Origin of the sequence: Natronosporangium hydrolyticum (genome assembly GCF_016925615.1) — a bacterium.
Classification (GTDB): Bacteria; Actinomycetota; Actinomycetes; order Mycobacteriales; family Micromonosporaceae; genus Natronosporangium; species Natronosporangium hydrolyticum.
Genome location: NZ_CP070499.1, coordinates 3,417,320 through 3,435,857, shown reverse-complemented (window position 1 = coordinate 3,435,857; position 18,538 = coordinate 3,417,320). Strand labels below are relative to the sequence as shown.

19 protein-coding genes and 2 pseudogenes are annotated in these 18,538 nt (G+C 68.6%); 11 read left to right on the top strand and 10 right to left on the bottom strand.

Translation table 11 applies throughout. The features are described from left to right. Positions 1 to 25 precede the first annotated feature (25 nt). Positions 26 to 622 carry a helix-turn-helix domain-containing protein gene (locus tag JQS43_RS15305; protein WP_239675065.1) on the bottom strand — a complete coding sequence of 199 codons (597 nt, stop codon included), beginning with the start codon at positions 620 to 622 and terminating at the stop codon, positions 26 to 28. A gap of 117 nt (positions 623 to 739) precedes the next feature. Between JQS43_RS15305 and JQS43_RS15300 the strand changes: the two genes are divergently transcribed. Both JQS43_RS15300 and JQS43_RS15295 read left to right on the top strand, forming a co-directional pair. After that, positions 740 to 1,726, top strand: a complete 987-nt coding sequence (locus tag JQS43_RS15300) for an NAD(P)/FAD-dependent oxidoreductase (protein WP_239679452.1) — start codon at positions 740 to 742, stop codon at positions 1,724 to 1,726. 254 nt (positions 1,727 to 1,980) lie between these two features. Further along, positions 1,981 to 2,337: pseudogene (locus JQS43_RS15295) on the top strand (sugar phosphate isomerase/epimerase family protein); the annotation flags it as partial. On the opposite strand, the gene JQS43_RS15290 reads toward JQS43_RS15295, so the two are convergent. Continuing rightward, the gene (locus JQS43_RS15290; RefSeq protein ID WP_239675064.1) at positions 2,324 to 4,219 is read right to left on the bottom strand and encodes an ABC transporter ATP-binding protein; all 1,896 of its coding nucleotides are present in this window, start codon (positions 4,217 to 4,219) and stop codon (positions 2,324 to 2,326) included. The pseudogene JQS43_RS15295 and the gene JQS43_RS15290 overlap by 14 nt on opposite strands. 82 nt (positions 4,220 to 4,301) lie before the next feature. Here JQS43_RS15290 and JQS43_RS15285 point away from each other — a divergent pair, with 82 nt between their 5' ends. The 3 genes from JQS43_RS15285 to JQS43_RS15275 all read left to right on the top strand — a co-directional run bounded on the left by JQS43_RS15285 (position 4,302) and on the right by JQS43_RS15275 (position 6,163). Then, a complete protein-coding gene (locus tag JQS43_RS15285; protein WP_239675063.1) occupies positions 4,302 to 4,862 on the top strand; it encodes a TetR/AcrR family transcriptional regulator in 561 nt (186 codons plus the stop codon). Between the two features lie 39 nt (positions 4,863 to 4,901). Next, a complete protein-coding gene (locus tag JQS43_RS15280) occupies positions 4,902 to 5,348 on the top strand; it encodes a maltokinase N-terminal cap-like domain-containing protein (RefSeq protein ID WP_239675062.1) in 447 nt (148 codons plus the stop codon). A gap of 95 nt (positions 5,349 to 5,443) precedes the next feature. Beyond that, positions 5,444 to 6,163 carry a class I SAM-dependent methyltransferase gene (locus JQS43_RS15275; RefSeq protein ID WP_239675061.1) on the top strand — a complete coding sequence of 240 codons (720 nt, stop codon included), beginning with the start codon at positions 5,444 to 5,446 and terminating at the stop codon, positions 6,161 to 6,163. A 14-nt stretch (positions 6,164 to 6,177) separates the two neighbouring features. Here JQS43_RS15275 and JQS43_RS15270 read toward each other — a convergent pair whose 3' ends face one another. After that, positions 6,178 to 7,701, bottom strand: coding sequence for a catalase (locus tag JQS43_RS15270; protein WP_239675060.1), 1,524 nt, complete (start codon positions 7,699 to 7,701; stop codon positions 6,178 to 6,180). Between the two features lie 380 nt (positions 7,702 to 8,081). Here JQS43_RS15270 and JQS43_RS15265 point away from each other — a divergent pair, with 380 nt between their 5' ends. The 3 genes from JQS43_RS15265 to JQS43_RS15255 all read left to right on the top strand — a co-directional run bounded on the left by JQS43_RS15265 (position 8,082) and on the right by JQS43_RS15255 (position 10,344). After that, entirely contained in the window at positions 8,082 to 8,624 is a 543-nt protein-coding gene (locus tag JQS43_RS15265) for a hypothetical protein (RefSeq protein WP_239675059.1), read from the top strand. 35 nt (positions 8,625 to 8,659) lie between these two features. Then, positions 8,660 to 10,062, top strand: a protein-coding gene (locus JQS43_RS15260; RefSeq protein WP_239675058.1) for an IS3 family transposase whose coding sequence is annotated in 2 segments (ribosomal slippage) — positions 8,660 to 8,990 and positions 8,990 to 10,062 — 1,404 coding nt in all. Because the reading frame shifts where the segments join, the coding sequence is not laid out codon by codon here. A gap of 21 nt (positions 10,063 to 10,083) precedes the next feature. Then, positions 10,084 to 10,344 (top strand): hypothetical protein, encoded by a 261-nt coding sequence (locus tag JQS43_RS15255; protein ID WP_239675057.1) that lies wholly within the window; start codon positions 10,084 to 10,086, stop codon positions 10,342 to 10,344. Between the two features lie 88 nt (positions 10,345 to 10,432). Here JQS43_RS15255 and JQS43_RS15250 read toward each other — a convergent pair whose 3' ends face one another. Next, positions 10,433 to 11,149, bottom strand: coding sequence for a DUF3105 domain-containing protein (locus JQS43_RS15250; protein ID WP_239675056.1), 717 nt, complete (start codon positions 11,147 to 11,149; stop codon positions 10,433 to 10,435). Positions 11,150 to 11,168: 19 nt separating this feature from the next. Then, on the bottom strand, positions 11,169 to 11,618 hold the full coding sequence (locus JQS43_RS15245; protein ID WP_239675055.1) for a VOC family protein: 450 nt from the start codon (positions 11,616 to 11,618) through the stop codon (positions 11,169 to 11,171). Between the two features lie 97 nt (positions 11,619 to 11,715). Between JQS43_RS15245 and JQS43_RS15240 the strand changes: the two genes are divergently transcribed. Then, entirely contained in the window at positions 11,716 to 11,862 is a 147-nt protein-coding gene (locus tag JQS43_RS15240; RefSeq protein WP_239675054.1) for a hypothetical protein, read from the top strand. 60 nt (positions 11,863 to 11,922) lie between these two features. On the opposite strand, the pseudogene mraY reads toward JQS43_RS15240, so the two are convergent. Continuing rightward, positions 11,923 to 13,037, bottom strand: a pseudogene (gene mraY, locus JQS43_RS15235) (phospho-N-acetylmuramoyl-pentapeptide-transferase). A gap of 220 nt (positions 13,038 to 13,257) precedes the next feature. On the opposite strand from mraY, the gene JQS43_RS15230 reads away from it, so the two are divergent. Next, positions 13,258 to 14,628 carry a flavin monoamine oxidase family protein gene (locus JQS43_RS15230; RefSeq protein ID WP_239675053.1) on the top strand — a complete coding sequence of 457 codons (1,371 nt, stop codon included), beginning with the start codon at positions 13,258 to 13,260 and terminating at the stop codon, positions 14,626 to 14,628. Here the strand turns inward: JQS43_RS15230 and JQS43_RS15225 are convergent. Next, positions 14,562 to 14,801: a hypothetical protein gene (locus JQS43_RS15225; RefSeq protein WP_239675052.1), complete on the bottom strand. Its 240-nt coding sequence runs from the start codon at positions 14,799 to 14,801 to the stop codon at positions 14,562 to 14,564. The genes JQS43_RS15230 and JQS43_RS15225 overlap by 67 nt on opposite strands. Before the next feature lie 59 nt (positions 14,802 to 14,860). Then, a complete protein-coding gene (locus JQS43_RS15220; RefSeq protein WP_239675051.1) occupies positions 14,861 to 15,958 on the bottom strand; it encodes an NADH:flavin oxidoreductase/NADH oxidase in 1,098 nt (365 codons plus the stop codon). Between the two features lie 176 nt (positions 15,959 to 16,134). On the opposite strand from JQS43_RS15220, the gene JQS43_RS15215 reads away from it, so the two are divergent. Next, positions 16,135 to 16,743 (top strand): class I SAM-dependent methyltransferase, encoded by a 609-nt coding sequence (locus JQS43_RS15215; protein ID WP_338037118.1) that lies wholly within the window; start codon positions 16,135 to 16,137, stop codon positions 16,741 to 16,743. Positions 16,744 to 17,455: 712 nt separating this feature from the next. Here the strand turns inward: JQS43_RS15215 and JQS43_RS15210 are convergent. Both JQS43_RS15210 and JQS43_RS15205 read right to left on the bottom strand, forming a co-directional pair. Beyond that, positions 17,456 to 18,325, bottom strand: coding sequence for an alpha/beta fold hydrolase (locus JQS43_RS15210; RefSeq protein ID WP_239675049.1), 870 nt, complete (start codon positions 18,323 to 18,325; stop codon positions 17,456 to 17,458). A gap of 31 nt (positions 18,326 to 18,356) precedes the next feature. Beyond that, positions 18,357 to 18,533, bottom strand: a complete 177-nt coding sequence (locus JQS43_RS15205; RefSeq protein ID WP_239675048.1) for a hypothetical protein — start codon at positions 18,531 to 18,533, stop codon at positions 18,357 to 18,359. Positions 18,534 to 18,538 lie beyond the last annotated feature (5 nt).

Here is an 18,538-nt window from a genome sequence, read left to right as displayed (position 1 = left end):
CGGCACGGCTACTCGGAGGGTCCGGCTACTCGGTGGGTCCGGTGGGCGGTGCCGCGCGGACGTGGACGCGTTCCCCCTGCCGGCCGATGAGGCTGAGACACTCGACCGGTCCGGAGCTGGTAGCTCCGAACCAGTGGGGGATGCGGGTGTCGAACTCGGCGGCCTCCCCGGGGTCGAGCCGGAGGTCCCGCTCGCCGAGGACCAGGCGCAGGGTGCCGTTGAGGACATAGACCCAGTCGTAGCCCTCATGGGTACGCAGATCCGGTTCCCGGTCGTCGACCCCGGCCGGTAGCACGAATTTGTAGGCCTGGATGCCGCCCGGTCGGCGGGTGAGCGGCAGGATGGTCGCCCCGTCGTCGCTGGTGATGGGGCGCAGGTTGACGCGGGGGTCGCCGGTCGGCGGCGCTCCGACCAACTCGTCGAGGGTGACGCCGTGGGCGCGGGCGAGTGGCAGAAGCTGCTCAAGGGTGGGTCGCCGCAAGCTCGTCTCGAGCCGAGAGAGGGTGCTCGCGGAGATGCCGGTCTCCGCCGCCAACTCGGCGAGGGTGAGGTCGCGGCGTTGCCGGAGGTGCTTCAGTCTCGTCCCTACCGCGTCGAGCGTGCGGTCTGACAACTCAGCCATGCTCCCAATATTGCCATTCGGCAAGAAGCTTTGCGAGTTCGTCGCATGGTGGGTCACAGTCGTCCTTAACCAGCTAGCTAGGACCAACTAACTAGGACGACAAAGGAGCCAGGCGTGATGGCGGAACAGGCGGAGATCGTGCGGGACGTCGTGGTCGTCGGCGGCGGCGCAGCGGGACTGAGCGCGGCGCTGACCCTGACCCGGGCCCGGCGCTCGGTAACGGTCGTGGACGCCGGCGCGCCCAGGAACGCGCCCGCAGCCGGCGTCCATGGCCTGCTGGCCCTCGACGGAGTCGACCCGGCGGAGCTGCTCGCGCGTGGTCGCGCGGAGGTCGTCGGCTACGGCGGGGAGATCATCGAGGGTGAGGTGAGCGACGCCTCCGGCACTGCGCCGGATTTCGTGGTGACCCGCCGCGGCGGGGGCCGACTTCGCGCGCGCCGGCTCCTGATCGCCACCGGGCTGGTCGATGAGCTGCCAGCGGTGCCCGGAGTGCGGGAGCAGTGGGGACGCGACGTACTCCACTGCCCCTACTGCCACGGGTGGGAGGTGCGCGACCACCGGGTCGGGGTGCTGGCGACCGGGCCGCTCTCGGTGCACCAGGCGCTGCTATTCCGGCAGTGGACCGACGATGTGCGCTTCTTCGCCCATGGTGGTGGGGTCGCTCCGGAGGACCGGGCGAAGTTCGACGCCCTCGGCATCGCCGTAATCACCGGTGAGGTCGTCGAGTTGGCGGTCGAGGGTGATCGACTGCGCGGTGTCCGGCTCGATGACGACCGGGTCGTAGCGGTCGACGCCGTGGTGGTGGCGCCGCGGATGGTCGCCCGGGTGGAGGTGTTCGCGGGCATCGGCATCCAACCGACCGAGCACCCGATGGGCTCCTACATCGCGGCGGACCCGACCGGGTTTACCGGAGTTCCCGGCGTGTGGGTCGCCGGCAACGCCGCCGATCTGTCCGCTCAGGTCAGTGCGGCGGCCGCGGACGGCGCCCGGGCCGGTGCGCACATCAACGCCGACCTGGTCACCGAAGACACCGACCGGGCGGTGGCCGACAGACTCTCGACGGAGCACCGAGTAGAACCCGCAATCACCGGCCACATCCCATGAGTCGTAGGCCACAACGGTGCGGATGCAGCCCCCGACCACAGTGCCGGCCCGCCCGCTGCGAATTCCGGGCTTTTCGGTGTGCCGCGGGTCCGGCGGCGGATACTGGTGGTGAGTCCGGTCCGCCGGCACCGGGCTCGCCGGCATCGCCGAGTACCTGCGGACCACGCTGGCCATCGAGTCGGCGCCCGCGAACCTCGCTGCCCACCCGAGCTGACCGGCTCGGGGAGCGGGGGTGGATCGGACGCCGCCGCCTCCGGGACCGCGACCCGGTGAGTTTCCTGTACGACTTCCGGGACCGGATCTACCATGTCGACTGCAAGGACACCAAGCTGCAGACCGGCAGTGGTCGCAACGGCCGGCTCGGTTCGCACCTGCCGTGGGCCGACCCGCGGCGGGGCTGGGACTTCGTCTCTACTGGCCACGGCGACGTGCCCTGGGAACGGTGCTTCCGCATGCTCCACACGATCGGCTACCAGGGACCCATCTCCATCGAGTGGGAGGACGCCGGCATGGACCGGCTCATAGGTGCCCCCGAGGCCCTTGAGTACGTCCGCCGGCTCGCCTTCGACCCACCGGCCGCCGCCTTCGACGCCGCCTTCAGCTCATCGTGACCGAGGGCACCGCGGCGCTCCTGGTCTCGATGCGCAGTGCGGCGACCAGGTCCCGGTAGAGCTGGGTCGACTCCAACAGCTCTTGGTGTGATCCGAGTGCGGTGACGCGGCCGGCGTCCATGACGACGATCTGGTCGGCGTCGATGACGGTGGATAGTCGATGGGCGATGGTGACCACCGTGCGGTGCTCGGAGATCTCGGTGATGGTCTCGTGGATCGCGGCTTCGGTGATGCCGTCGACCTGGGCGGTGGCCTCGTCCAGCAACAGGATCCGCGGATCGGCGAGCAGCGCCCGGGCTAGCGAGATGCGCTGGCGTTGCCCGCCGGAGACGCTGGTGTCGCTGAGTCTGCTGTCGAGCCCTTCTGGAAGGCTCTCGACCAGGTCGCTCAGGTGCAGCCGGCGCAGCACTTGGGCGAGCTCGTCGTCGGTAGCGTGCGGGTTGGCGAAGAGCAGGTTGTCGCGCACGGTGCCCGGGACCACCGGCGTCTCCTGTTCTACATAGGCGAAGGCCGACCGGATTCTCGCGTGACCCAATTCGGCGTACGGCACGCCGTTCAGTCGGATCTCGCCGCTCTCAGGCTCCAGGAAGCGCATCAGCAGCGAGAGCACGGTGGTCTTACCGGCTCCGGACGGGCCCACCAGCGCCACGTGCCCACGCCGGGAGATCGTGAGGTCGATCCCCGCCACCGCGGGGGCGGCATCGGGAGAGTAGCGCGCCGTGACCCCGGACAACTCCAGGATCGGCGAGGTGGCCGCGCGGTCAGCGTCGCGCCCAGCCTCGTCCGCCGGCCCCGACACTTCCCGCCGCTGCTCGGCAGTGCCCACGGAGTGGGTGGTGCGCGCCGGGGAGGTCACCGTCAGGTCGTCGGCCGGCTCCTCCACCGGGATGCGCTCGATCTGGCTGATCCGGCCGGCGGCGGCCATCCCCGACTGCAGCGTGGTCAGATTCTGGGTCAGCTCCATCATGGGCCCGGTCAACCCCCAGACATAGAGCAGGAAGGCCACGAGCGCGGAGATGGTCATCTGTCCGTCGGCCACCCGGTAGGCGCCCACGGCCAGGACCATGATGACCGCGCCGTCCAGTCCGATGCCGGCGATGGTCCACGCGCCGGCCTGGATGCGCACCGAACGCAGGCTGTGCTGCCGCGATTCACCGACGTGGCGCATCAGGCTGGCGAATCGCCGTGGCTGCGCTCCGGACGACTTCACGGTCTTGATCGCCCGGACCGTACCCTCCAGTTCGGATCCGAGGTCGCTCAAGCTGGCCTGGGCCTTCTCCTCCGCTACGGAGATCTGCGGCATCAGCACGCTGAACATGACGAAGACCACGATGACCGCGGCGAGGGCGGTCGACAGCAGTACGAGGTCGAGGTGGCCCATGAGCACCAGCGAGCCGATGATCATAATCGTGCCGTTGATCAGGCCGATGACCGACGATGACGCCGCCTGGTTCAGCAGGACGGTGTCCGAGGTGACCCGGGTAACCAGCTCACCCGGGCCACGCTTGAGCAGCTCGTAGACCCGGGCGCCGAGGTAGCGCAGGATCATGCGCTGGCGCGCGTCGTAGACGACGTCCTCGGCGAGCCTGCCGAGCATGACCCACTGGTACCAGCCGATCACCGCCCCGAGGATGAGCAGGGCGACGAGCACCAGGACCGGGTCGCGGAGCGAGCCGTCGACGGCGAGGGTGTCCAGGACCCATTTGGTGACCATCGGGCTGGCCAGGCCCATGGCGGAGACCGCCAGCGAGAGAACGAGACCAAGGGCCAGCACTCGCCAGTACGGCCGCGCGAAGGACCACAGGATCGCCAGCCGGGCCGCCGTCGACGCCGCGGGGGTCTCGCCGTCGGAGACTTCGACGGCCTGATCCGAGTATGCCATGACCGTTATTAGGACATACATGTCTCATTATTGTCAAGGTGTGGCCGATCATGGGGCGGCGCTCTCCGGTACGCTGAGGTGCATGTCCGAGCTCAGCAGCACTGCGGAGCGCACTCGCCGCGCCATCATGCTGGCCGGCATCGAGGTCCTCGCCGCCCACCCGAGTGCTCCGCTGGCGGAGATCGCCGCCAAGGCAGGCGTCTCCCGCAGCACCTTCCATCGCTACTTCGCCGACCGCGCGGCGCTCAAGGAAGCCATCGGCGCACTCGCCGAGCAGGAGTGGCAGCAGGCGGTTGCCCGGGCTCGGCTCGACGAAGGTAGCGGGCTCGATGCCTTCCGTCGCCTGTGCGGCGAACTCATGGGCAGCTTGGACATCCTCTTCTGGTGGAGCAACGAGATGGCCGCCGAGGAAGGGGAAGAGCGGAGCGAGGAAGACAACCGCATCGACGCCGCGCTCGCTCGGGGTCATGCCGATGGCAGCATCGACGCCACGCTGAGCACGGAGTGGATCACCACCCTGCTCTGGGCGGTGCTCTACAGCCTCCGCTACGTGACCGCGAAGGAGTCGCTCTCCGATTTCACCGCCCGCCAACAGGCCATGCGCACGCTCATGAAGGCGGTCGCAGCCGACCCAGCGCCGTGATCGAGCGGACTCTCGGCCGGACATTCCCGGCTTGGTGGGTTGAGTGGTGATCAGCGAGGGCGCCAAAGTGGGTCGATCCCAGCAAAATGGGCACCACTCAGCCCACCAAGCAGAGCGTGGGAGCCACGACCGCGCCAGCGCTGGGGAAGCGATGCCTGGCTGGTCGGCACCTGCGAGCACTCCGTGCTCGGCCCGCGGTGGGTGTACGACGCGTGCGCCGATCCTGTCTACGTCGCGGCGCTGGCCAACGCGATCGTCGGCGCCACCGGTCAGGCGGAGGAGTTTGTCGAGAACGATGGCCGGCTGGAGCGGAGAGCGCGGACTATGACCGTCACCGGCAGCGGCGTCCCCGGGGCCGAACCGCCCGCCGTCGGCACTGTTCGGCGCATCACGGACGGGGACCCCACGATCGTCGCCGTCGACGCGGGGAGTTCACCGTGGTGCGCGTCCTGGATGCGGACGCCCGCACGGCCGGACCTATGTTGACCGGGACCTGGGCCGGGCAGCCCACTCCGCTGCTGTTGGCCGGTGCGCAGCTGCGCTGAACCAGGTGACCACGTCACGGCAGGTATCCTCGGCTGGTGTTCTCGCCGCAGGGCCCGTCGTTACGTGAACTGTGCGTCCAAGCGTTCTCATCCGTCGAGCGCGGCTATGACCTGCTCGCTCCCAAGTTCGACCACACGCCGTTTCGCACTCCGGAACCCATTCTGGCGGCAACCACCCAGGCGCTCTCCAAACTCGGCCCGTTCCGCGACGGGCTGGATGTCTGCTGTGGCACCGGCGCGGGCATGCCGGTGCTGCAACGGCTGTGCCGAGGGCAGATCACGGGGATCGACTTCAGCGCCGGCATGCTCGCCCAGGCGCGCAGCGCGCATCCGGACGCCACCTGGGTGCGGGCCGACGTCCGGGCCATGCCGTTCGCCGGGGCCTTCGATCTGGCGGTCTCCTTCGGAGCGCTCGGGCACTTCCTGCCCGCCGAACGGCCGGCACTCTTCGAAGGTGTGTACCGTGCGCTGCGGCCCGGTGGGCTCTTCGCCTTCCCGATCGGCGCGTCCCCGCCGCGTACCTCGGTCTCGCACTGGGCCACGCTCGGCTTCGACCTGGCGATGCGGGCTCGCAATACCGTGTGGCGGCCGCCCTTCGTGATGTATTACCGCACCAGCCCGCTGCCCGCAGTCCACGACGACCTGACGGCGGCTGGCTTCACCCCGACCACCGTCGACCTGACGGCCCTGGGCCGGCACCGGGGCGGCGATCCCCGGTGCCGGCTCGTCCTCGCGCGTAGGCCGGCAGATTCCTGACGCCGACCGCCGGTTCACGCCTTCGATTGCATGCTTGAACGGGCAGGGTTGGCCTGCTGACCGGCCTTGGGATCCAGCTCTGCCTGCTTGTCTCGGACGCCGGCCTCGATCCGGTCGCCGAGATCCTTGTCGACGTTGTGCCAGTACTCGAACGCCCGCCGCAGGATCGGTTCGCTCACCCCGTTGAGCAGGTGACCGACGACGTTGTCGACCAGCCGATCCCGGGCGTCGTCGTCGAGCACCTCCCGGACCAGGGCGCCGGCCTGACCCCAGTCGTCGTCCTCGTCGTGCGGCGTGTAGGCCGCCCGGACCATCTCCCCGTCGGCATACCACAGGCCGCCGTCGTCGGTTCGTTCCGGCTGCGCCGCCGGGCCGCCGTACGAGTTCGGCGCGTACACCGGGTCGGTGACGTTGTGGACCCGCATGGAGCCATCCTTGGTGTAGCTGCGCACCGGCACCTTCGCTGCGTTGACCGGGATCTGCTTGTAGTTGACCCCGAGCCGGGCCCGGTGGGCGTCGGCGTAGCTGAACCCGCGGGCGAGCAGCATCTTGTCCGGGGATAGGCCGGTCCCGGGCACGGCATTGTTCGGTTCGAACGCCACCTGCTCCATCTCCGTGTGGTAGTCGGTGACGTTGCGATTCAGAACCAGCTTGCCCACCTCATGCAGCGGGTAGTCGGTGTGCGGCCAGACCTTGGTCAGGTCGAACGGGTTGAACCGGTAGGTCTTGGCGTCCTCGAACGGCATGATCTGCACCTGCAACGTCCAGGAAGGGAACTGCCCACCGGCGATGTGGTCGAAGAGGTCCCGCTGGTGATAGTCGGTGTCCGCTGACGCCATCTGGTCGGCTTCGTGCTGGGTGAAGAACTCGATCCCCTGGTCGGTCTTGAAATGGTACTTCACCCAGAAGCGCTCACCCTTGTCGTTGATCCACATGTACGTGTGGCTGCCGTACCCGTTCATGTGCCGCCAACTGCGCGGGATGCCCCGGTCGCCCATCAACCAGGTGACCTGATGCGCGGACTCCGGCGACAGGGTCCAGAAGTCCCACTGCATGTCGTGGTCGCGGAGGTTGTTGTCTGCCCGGCGCTTCTGGGACCTGATGAAGTGCTGGAACTTCATCGGGTCCTTGATGAAGAAGATCGGGGTGTTGTTGCCCACGATGTCGAGGTTGCCGTCGCTGGTGTAGAGCTTGACGGCGAACCCGCGCGGGTCGCGCCAGGTGTCCGGGCTGCCGCGCTCGCCGGCGACGGTGGAGAAGCGGACGATCGCCTCGGTCTCGGCGCCCGGCTGGAAGACCGCCGCCCGGGTGTAGGCGCTGACATCCTGGGTGACCGTGAAGGTGCCGAAGGCGCCGCCGCCCTTGGCGTGGGGTTGCCGCTCCGGGATGCGCTCCCGGTTGAAGTTGGCCATCTGTTCGATCAGGTAATGGTCCTGCAACAGCAGCGGGCCGTCCGGGCCGACCGTGAGCGAGTGTTCGTCGCTGGCGACCGGCGCTCCGGCGTCGGTGGTTGTCGGTGGGGGTTGCTGGTTATTCACGGAGAACTCCTTCATGCTCGGGTCACAACGTGCGCTCCGGTACCGGTACCCCACGACCTCCTCCTCATACACTCGAAGTGCCAGACGTTCCTGACCGGGCGCTGGTGGCATCGGGCACCGGTGACGTACGGTCGGTTGATGGGCGCGTTGAGGCCGTGGCATCTGCTCGTGTTGCTCTGTCTGCTGGTGGTCGGTGCCGCTGTGGTCGGCGCGGTGCTCCTCATCGCCGCCTTGCGCCGACGAAACAGGTAGCGCGAATCGAGGCGTCGCACTGCGCGGGGTTGAGCGGGTCGCGGCGTCGCCACCTGCGCCGGGACCGAAGGTGTTCAACCGACTTCGGCTGACTTGCCGGTGCCACCCTGGTACGGCAGGTTGTCGGCATGGATGAAATGGAGCCGTGGTGGGCCTGGGGACCGATACCGGGTCTGCTGACGCTTGCTGGCGCGGTGGTGTTTGTGGTCGTGGGCTACGTCGGCGAAGTGGTGAGCTGGCGACCCTGCACTGTGATTGATCCTTGCGTGTCCGAGCCGATCGGTTTCACCAGCTTAGGTCTGCTGCTGGCCACAGTGGTGGCCGCGTTCATCCATCGAACGACCGCCCGATGGTTGGTGATCGGTTTCGGGGCCGCGTTCGCGCTCGCCGGGTGGCTGGAGTTGCCGCAGGCCTGGTGGGTGAAGGCCGTCGCGGCGGGATTCGAGATCGCGTTGTGCTGGACCGTGCTGCGCTCCACCGGCGTCAAAAGCCCCAGCGCGAGGGCGTCCACTCGGAAGCAGTGGCGCATCGCTGCGGTCCTGTTCGCGCTGGTGGCGATCGCGGCCAGTGTGGCATATGTGCCATTACAGCGGGCGGGGGAGGCCCGGGTCGCCGCTGCCCTATCTGTCAGGCTCGGGTGGGACATGGGACAGGGTAATCTCCTGAACTGACCATCGAGCAGGGCGAGACAGGACCATCGAGAGCGATGACCATGAGTAATGCCGATCTGGAGCCGCGGGCTGAGCGTCCCAAGCGCAGGGTGTTCACCAACGAGTACAAGCTGGCGATCGTGGCTGAGTACGACGCGCTGACCGAGTCGGGTGCCCGCGGGGCACTGCTACGCCGCGAGGGCCTGTACCACTCCCATCTGATCGAGTGGCGCAAAGCGCGCGATGCCGGTGCGTTGTCCGGGCCGACGCCGAGGCCGGGACGCAAGCCCCAGCGCAGCCGGGAGCAGGTCGAACTGGAGCGGCTACGCCGTGACAACGAACGAATGGCCGCGGAGCTGGCGCGTACCAAAGCCGCGCTTGACGTGGTGGGAAAAGCACACGCGCTCTTGGGGATGCTCTCCGAGAGCGCGGAGCCGACGCGCGAAAACAGGTCGAGCAAGTGACCGAGGAAGCGTTTGTCGAGTTGGCGCCGGTCACCGGCATTCAGCAGGCATGTCGGCTGTTGGGTAAGCCGCGTTCCAGCCACTACCGCAGGTTACGGCCAGCGCCAGCGGGTCAGGCCCGGCCGCCGCGGCCGGCTCCGCCCAACGCGTTGAGCCGCGCTGAGCGGGATCAGGTGGCTGCGGTGCTGCACTCGGAGCGGTTCGCCGACAAGTCCCCGGCGCAGGTGTGGGCCACCCTGCTCGACGAAGGTGTCTACCTGTGTTCCGAGTCGACCATGTACCGCATCCTGCGCGAACGCGGCGAGGTACGGCAGCGGCGCCGCCAAGCCCAGCACCCGCCCAGGGTGCGCCCGGAGCTGGTCGCCCACGGGCCCAACGAAATTTGGTCCTGGGACATAACGAAACTGCACGGGCCGCATCGGGGTGTGTACTACGACCTGTACGTCATGATCGACATCTACTCCAGGTATGTGGTCGGGTGGCAGGTCGCCGCCCGCGAGTCCGGTGAGCTGGCTGAAGAATTCATCGCCGAGGCGATCGCCCGCATCGGTGTCGCGCCCAGGGCGGTGCACGCTGACCGCGGCACTGCCATGACCAGCAAACCGGTCGCCGCGCTGCTGGCCGACCTGAACATTGACCGTAGCCACTCCCGACCGAAGGTGTCGAACGACAATCCGTTTTCGGAGGCGCAGTTCAAGACTCTCAAGCATTGTCCGGCGTTCCCCGGCCGGTTTGGATCCATCGCTGACGCCCGCGCGTTCTGCGCCGAGTTCTTCACCTACTACAACCATGATCATCGACACCGCGGGATCGGGCTGCACACCCCCGCGTCGGTCCACTTCGGCACTGTCGAGAAGATCCGCGAGGAACGGGCCAAGGTCCTCGACGCCGCCTACGCCGCCAACCCGGACCGGTTCCGTAGCCGACCCACGCCACCGACCATCCCCGGAGCGGCATGGATCAACGAACCACCAGCGACCACACAGATATCGTGAGTAACTGGTGTCTCATCAAGCTTGACAGCTTCCGCTGCCGAGCTGGTTCGCACCGAGGTGGTCGACCACGGCGCGGCAGGCGTGTACGTCATCATCGACAGCGTGGTGGAGCGGGTGGCGGTGATTGAGACTTCAGACCACCCGGTCGGCTCGATCTTTCTGGTGCGGGTAGACGACCGCGGCCTGCGGCAACCGGAGAGCCAGGAGTACGACGCCGGCGGTTGGCTGGTCCTGGCGGCTTTCGCTGGCGGCGTCGCGGTGGCCTGTTACCGCCGGGCGTAGCGGCGGGGCGACGTCCCCGGCGGTGCCGGCTCGTCCTCGCGCATAACCGGCCGGCTTACAGGCTGTGCGCCAGGTCGCTGTCGAGCCGCTACCCGACGGGTACGGTGCCGGTGGTGGTGACCCCGCCCCCGCACGTGGCGGTGGGCCCTTCCAGCGAGGCGTTGACCCGCAACACCCGGATGAAGTCCGCGATCCGGGAGTCATCGGCGTCGTCAACCTGCAACTGGTAACCCCACGCCTGTAGCGAGATCGGCGCGTCCTGCTCGGGGAAGGGGCTCATGAACAGCTTCTCCGTCCCCTCGACGTGCCCGGCGAGGGTGGCGACCTGATCGGCCGGCAGATCGGGTCGGTATGTGATCCACACTGCACCGTGTTCCAGGCTGTGGACCGCGTGTTCGTTGGCGATCGGCGCGTCGTAGATGTCGCCTTGGCAGTTCTGCCAGGTGGGGTGATGCTGGCCGGCCACCGGGGGCAACACGTCATAGTCGACCGGCCCGGGGGAGTGGCGGCGTTCCTCGACCAGGTCCGGCCGGACGCTCCAGTAGTCGATGATGCCGTCGATCGCCGCGGCCTGCTCCTGCCAGGTGCCAGCGGCTTCATCAAAGCCGCCCGAAGCCTGGCCGGCCTCTTCAGAGCTACGCAGATAGAGGACGCTGGCGCCGCCGACCACCACCACCAACGCGCCGCACGCCAGCAGTGTCGCGCCCACGACGATCGCCACCACGACGCCGGTCCGCCGCCGCGGTGGCGTCGGCGGACTCGGCATCGGCGGCGGGGTTGCGGGCGGAGGCGGTTGGTAGACCATGGACCGGCATGCTACTGCCTCATGTGGTACCCAGCATCTCCAGGTAGTGCTGGTTGTACATGATGCCGAGGATGTTGCCGAACGGGTCGACCACCGAGGCGGTGACGAAACCGGGCCCCCTCGGGGTGGGCGGATCGTGTTCGGTGGCACCGAGGGCCAGCAGCCGCTGGAACGCGGAGTCCAGGTCGTCGACGTGCCAGTACGCGACCACTCCGGCCGGCCCGGGCATCGAGGCGTGCGGCACGTACCGGCGGTCGATGATGCCCAGCTCGTGCAGGTAGTCCCCGATCCGGAACTCCATGTACCCCACCTTGGACCGGTCGAAGTTGGGGTCGTCCGGGCCGACGATACGCCCCTCGTGCTCGGCGCGCTCGAAGTACGGTTCGGTGCCGAGTAGTTCGGAATACCACGTCCTGGCCGCCGCCATGTCGTCAGCGAAGTAATTGACGGTCGCAAGTCCTCGCAGCATCTGGCTGGTTCCCTTCGATGAGTCGATCATCTGTCACGGGTCAGCATCGCGGATAAAGTGCTCATCAACTGAGCACTTTCATTGCCAGAATCAACGTATGCGTGCCGACCGTCTCGTAGCCGCCCTGCTGGTGCTCCAAACACGGGGCCGGGTCACCGCGACCATCGAGGTGGTGGAGCCGGAGTCGGTCCGTGCCGAACTCGGCCGCATCGGTTCGGAGCTGGCGCAGCGCTGCACACCGTGAACCGGTACCGCCATGGCCGGGCCGACCGGCCAACGCCGCGCGGGCGCCCGCTCCTGCCGATCAGGTCGTCGCGGCCAGGAAATGGCCGTAGAAGATCGCCAACCCGATCGCGGCGGCCATCCCCGCGATGATCCAGAACCGGATCACCACGTTGACCTCACTCCACCCCTTGAGCTCGAAGTGGTGGTGCAGCGGGGAGTTCAGGAAGACCCGTTTCCTGGTGGTCTTGTACGAGATCCGCTGGATGACCAGCGACATCGTGATGATCACGAAGAGTCCGCCGATGATCGGCAGGAGCAGCACGGTGCGGGTCGCGATCGCCATCGCCGCGACTAGGCCACCGATCGCCATCGCGCCGGTGTCGCCCATGATGATCTTTGCTGGGGAGGCGTTCCACCAGAGGAAGCCCACCAGCGCTCCGGCCGCGGCCGCGGCGATCATGGCGATCTCGATCGGGTCCCGTACCTCGTAGCAGTACTGGGTGCCGCTGAAGTTGTAGCCCTCCGGCGCATTGTCGGCGCACCAGTGCCGGTACTGCCAGAACGCGACCAGCCCGTACGCCGCTAGCACCATGATCGAAACGCCGGTGGCGAGCCCGTCCAGCCCGTCGGTGAGGTTGACCGCGTTGGTGGTCGCCATTACTACCAGGACGAAGACCGCGACCGCGCCGTACGTGGTGAGGTTCAGCCAGTCGATGTCGCGCACGAACGACAGGGTGGTGCTGGCGACGGTCTGTCCGTTGGTGCTCTCGAAGGTGAGCGCCACGACGCCGAACGCCACCCGACCAGCAACTGGCCTACCAGCTTGCCCCGTTCGCTGAGGCCGACGCTGTTGCGCTCGCGGACCTTCAGGAAGTCGTCGATGAAGCCGATGGCGCCGCTGAAGACGAAGACACCCAGCAGCACCAGTGCGGTCATGGTCGGCCCGACCTGGGCGATCTGCGAGTCCGGCAGGGTGGTCAGGGCCAGGTGCCCGGCGACGTATGCGAGCAGCGTGGCCGCGATGAACACCACTCCACCCATGGTGGGGGTGCCCCGTTTGACCAGGTGGGTCTGTGGCCCGTCGATCCGGATCGGCTGGCCGAACTTCAGCCGGGTGAAACCCTTGATGGCCAGGGGGGTTGCCAGCAGCGAAACCAGAAAGGCCACCGCCGCCGCGATCACTACCGCTCTCACCTGGCAACCACCCCGTGCGGTACCCGCTCGGCGGTCACCAGATCGACGATCAGCACGGACTCTCCTCTCCAGCCCGGTGACATTGTATGGTCGCCGACGACGTCGCCCGTCGACCCCGGTCGTGGCTGACGCGTTGCCGGGTTGAGGCCCGTCGCCGAGGGATGAGCTCCGCCAGGCGGCGGGCCGGAGTACGCTCGTATTTAGCTAGCCGGGTGAGCCTATGTCGGGGGGCAGCACCATGGGCAACGCTGATGTGATCGTGGTGGGAGCGGGGATCGCTGGGCTGACCGCAGCCCGTGAGGTGACGGGCGCGGGCCGATCGGTGCAGGTGCTGGAGGCCAGGCACCGGGTGGGTGGCCGAACCACCGGCGACACTCTAGGCACCGGCGCGGTGGTGGAGATGGGCGGCCAATGGGTGGGGCCGCAGCAGACCGAGGTCCTCGCACTCCTCGACGAGCTGGGCCTGGCCACCTTCCCCACCTACGACGAGGGCCACCACCTCACCATCCGGGACGGCACGATCACCCGCTACCGGGACCAGACCTTCGGGATGCCGGAGGCGTCCCTGCCGGAGATCGCGCGGGTGGGGGAGGAGCTGGAGTCGCTGGCCGCGAGCGTGCCCCTCTCGGCGCCGTGGCTGACTCCCGATGCGCTGGCGCTGGACCGGCAGACCTTCGCCGCCTGGCTGGCCGCGACCACCGACGATCCGGAGGCGGCGCGCTTCTTCCACCTGCTGACCGAGGCCCTGTTCAGCGCCGAGCCGTGGGAGCTGGCGCTGCTGCACGTGCTGTTCTACGTCCGGTCGAACGGCAGCCTCGACAACCTGGCCGCCACCACCGGCGGCAACCAGGAGGCGCGGGTGGTGGGCGGGTCCCACCGGATCAGCGAGCGGCTCGCCGAGCAGTTACCTCCAGGCAGCCTTCAGCTGGACGCCGCGGTGTCGGTGGTCCGGCAGCGCGACGGCGGGGTGACGGTGACCTACGACCGGGGTGAGGTCTCCGCCGCGCGGGTCATCGTGGCGCTACCGCCCACCCTGGCCGGCCGCCTGCGGTACGACCCGCCGATGCCCGCCCCGCGGGACGGGCTTACCCAGCAGCTGCCGATGGGGTGCGTCATCAAGATCCAGGCCGGCTACCCGACCCCCTTCTGGCGCGAGGCTGGGCTGAGCGGACAGGTGCTCAGCTGTGACGACCTGCTGGGGTTCACCTTCGATAATTCGCCCCCGGACGGTTCCAGCGGGGTGCTCACCGGCTTCTTCGAAGGAGCGCACGCCCGGCAAGCCGCTGAGCTCACCGCTGACCGGCGCCGCGAGCTGGTGGTCGACAGCCTGGTGCGCTTCTTTGGCGACGCCGCCGCGGAGCCGATCGAGTACGTCGAGCTGGACTGGATGGCGGAGGAGCACACCCGCGGCTGCTACGGCGGCCGGCTCGGGGCCGGCGCCTGGACCGCGTACGGGGAGGCGCTCGCGGCGCCGGTGGGCCGCATCCATTGGGCCGGCGCCGAGACCGCCGAAGTCTCGAACGGCTATATGGACGGTGCTGTCCGGTCCGGCCGGCGGGCAGCTGCCGAGGTCCTCGCCGCCAACGCCTGAACGCTGAGCGCGTCACCCAGCCAGCGTGGCTCCACCCCTGGCCACCGGTCGGCGATCGTCCGGGCCGCCTCGGTCAGCATGCGTGGCCGCTGCTCGAAGAGCGGCCGGCCCAGGCTCGACAGCTCATCGAGGTCGACTCCGGGCAGCACCCGGCGCAGCGTCGACCACATCATTTCGTCAAACCGGCCAGTGGACCACCGACGAGCCGGCGACGACGCCGGCAGCCGGTAGCTCAGACCGATCGCAGGTACTGATTCGGGATGTGCGCGTCGGCGCCGAGCGCGCGGGCGGCGTGCCGCGGCCAGTAGGGGTTGCGCAGCAGCTCCCGGCCGAGCAGGACGGCGTCCGCCTCGCCGTTCGCGATGGTCTTCTCGGCCTGTTCGAACTCGGTGATTAGGCCGACGGCGGCGACCGGCAGCCCGGTCTCGACCCGGACCCGGGTGGCAAAGGGGACCTGGTAACCGGGGGCGACGGGGATGCGCGCGCGAGGTGCGTTGCCGCCGGTGGAGACGTCGAGTAGATCCACGCCGTGCGCCTTGAGTTCGTGGGCGAACCGTACGGTGTCGTCGGCGGTCCAACCGTCCCGCTCATCCTGCGGGTTCTCGGTGAGCCATTCGGTGGCCGAGATGCGGAAGAACAGCGGCAGCTCGTCCGGCCACACCGCCCGTACCGCATCGACCACCTCCAGCGCAAAGCGGATGCGGTTGGCGAAGGAGCCCCCGTACTGGTCGGTGCGGTGATTGCTGTGTGGAGAGAGGAACTGGTTGATCAGATAGCCGTGGGCGCCGTGTACCTCGATGACCTTGAAACCTGCCTCCCGGGCACGCTGCGCCGCGTCCGCGAACCGTGCGACCAGCTCACCGATCTGGTCCAGCGTCAGCTCGCCGGGCACCGGGTGGGCGTCGTCGAAGGGCAGTGGGCTGGCAGCGACCGGGGTCCACCCATGGGCCTCCGCGGGCAGCGGCGCACCGCCGAGCCACGGGCGGTCGGTCGATGCTTTCCGCCCGGCGTGGGCGAGCTGGATCCCCGGGACGGTGCCCTGCTCGGTGAGGAAACGGGTGATCCGGCGGAACCCGGCGACCTGCTGGTCGTTCCAGATGCCCAGGTCGTTGGGGCTGATGCGCCCCTCGGGGGTGACCGCGGTGGCCTCAGTCAGGATCAGGCCCACCCCGCCGACGGCGCGGGCGGCCAGGTGCGCGAAGTGCCAGTCGCCGGGTACGCCGGTCTCGGGGCCCGAGGCGGCGGCGCTGTACTGGCACATCGGGGCCATCCAGACCCGGTTGGGGATGGTCGACGATCGCAGCGTGTACGGCTGGAACAGGGTGCTCACGGCGCTCCTCAGGGTGTACCGGGACGGTCCGGCTCATACGATAGCCATCGCTCCATCGACCAGGACAGCACGAAAGCGAGGACCTGATGACGGCGGCCCACTACGACAGTTTCGCCGAGAGCTACGCGGCGGAGAATGAGTCCAGCCTGCTCAACGCCTACTATGAGCGACCGGCGATGATCGACCTTGCCGGGGACGTCGATGGCCGCCGCATCCTCGACGCCGGATGTGGCTCGGGGCCGCTGTCCGCTGCGCTGCGCGCGAAGGGTGCCATCATGGCCGGCTTCGATTCGAGCCCGGCGATGGTCGAGCTGGCGCGGCAGCGGCTGGGCAAGGACGCTGATCTGCGGGTGGCTGACCTCAGCCAGCCACTGCCCTTCGCCGACGGTGCGTTCGACGATGTCGTCGCATCTTTGGTGCTGCACTATCTACCAGACTGGACGGCACCCCTGGCTGAGCTGCGGCGCGTGCTGAAGCCCGGCGGCCGCCTCATCCTGTCGGTGAACCACCCCACCATCTACAAGTTGGTCAATCCCAGCGCCGACTATTTCGCCGTCACGGAGCATTCGGAGGAGTACACCTTCAACGGCCAGAACGCGGTGCTGACGTTCTGGCATCGACCGTTGCATGCCATGACGGACGCGTTCACCGCGGCGAGCTTCCGGCTCTCGGTCATCAGCGAACCACCGGTCTCCCCCGACGCGCCGCGAGAGCTGATGCCGCCCCACCTCAATGGCCGGGCGGCGTTTCTGTGCTTCATCTTCTTCGTCCTCGAAGCGAGCTGAGGTCAGCTCGCCGCGGCCCGAAAGGGCCGGCGCCCTGGTTGCGGGCAGCCGGGACGGCGGTAGCGGTCCTCGGCGTGCTCACCACCCTGATCATCAACGGGCCGTTCTCGCTGGCACGCAATCCGGTCTTCACTTCGTGGACCCGGATGGAGACGTCTAGCGATTCTGGAGGTCGCGACCGACAACCGTGATGCCGTGCTCGGTGTCAGCACCAATGCCCGCAGCTGAGTGACTCTGCTGGCCAATTCGGTTCTGCGAGGTTTCCCCACCCCGATTGATGATCTCGGGGTTGTCAAGGGCGGGTGTAGGCCCTGTTTCGTGGCCTACGAGAGCTGCTAGCACAAACGCAGCGGTGCCGGTCGGGTGGACGGCACCACGCCGCCGCCCGGGCCCTGCCTCGATCCGTTCGGGGGCCGCGGCGGCGTCGAGGGCGCCGCGATTGGCGACCAGGTCAGAAGCGTCCACCCGCCCGGTGGCCGGTGTTGGCCGGGTGCCGTTGTCCAGGGTTCGCCGCCGGAACCGCGCCGGCTTGGCGCTGCTCCGTTTGTGCTCGCAGGTCTCGTAGGCCACGGAGCGAGGTCCCAGACCACCCCGACCACAATCCAAGATCATCCCATCGGTGACGGCCGGAGGACACGACCGGAGCGGCGTGAGCTGCCGAGGCTGAATTGGCCAGCAGAGTCCTGAGTGGTCGCAAAGGATTGCGCCCGGGTCAGTTGTCCCCGGCGAGGACCGCACGCAGCCGGTTCGCGAAGGCCTCGGGCTGGCCGGCGTATCCGGACTCGTCGCCGAGGAATCCGCCATGGTGGCTGGGGAACACGCTCGGCTGCTGGCCGAGTAGTTCGGCGGTGGCCGCTGCGGTGCGTCCGGTGAAGATGTCCGTCGACTCCTCGCCGACGGCGATGACGATGCGGGTCGGTGCTGCGGCCAGTGCAGCCACGTCGGGCTGGTAGCTGCTGACCGGCCAGGACCGGTCGGACAGCAGCGGGTCGTCGCGGGAGCCGTCGTCCTCGTTCGGCATGCCGAACTGGCTGGGGTCCGGCGGGGGCTGGTTGAAGTAGTCGTCGGTGAACTCGCCTCGCCATGACGTCATGGCGATGAAGGCCGCCATGCCAGCGTTCGACCCGTTGGCTTCGTAGGTGGCGCGGACACCGCCGCGGGCGCGTTCGGCAGCCTGCGCATCGGGCAGCACCGGGATCAGCGGCGGCTCGTGGGCTACCAGGGTGGTCACGTCGTGGGGATAGGCGGCCACCAGTGCCAGCGCGGTCACCGCACCGCCACTGCTGGCGAACATCTCGACCGGTCCTGCGCCCAACGCCTGGATGATGGTGTGCACGTCGGCCGCCTGGACCGTGGGGACATGGTCGACCCGGCCGTCCTTGCGTCGGCTGCGGCCGAGCCCGCGCGGATCGTAGGTGACCACCGTGCGGTCCGGGAGGTAGGACGCCAAGGTGGCGAAGCCGCTGGCGTCCATCGGCTGGCCGATCAGGAAGAGTGGCGGACGTCTGTCGGCAGGGGGCAGCGGGCCGTGCACGTCATAGACGAGGTCGACCTCGGCGGTCTCGAGCATGTGCGTGTCCATGACGACAGTGTGGCCCGCTGGTGGTGAGATCTCACCAGGACTCGCCCACGCCAGCGGTGTGGGGAACCTGCGGGAAGCCGACCAGCGCCTGCGCCGTGGCGGCGGCCAGCGACTGCAGCTGCGCCACTTCCTTGTCGCTCGCCCGGCGGGGCCGGGCCCAGTAACCCCCGATGGCGCCGACCGGATCGGTCTGCGGGATGGGCACCATCACCA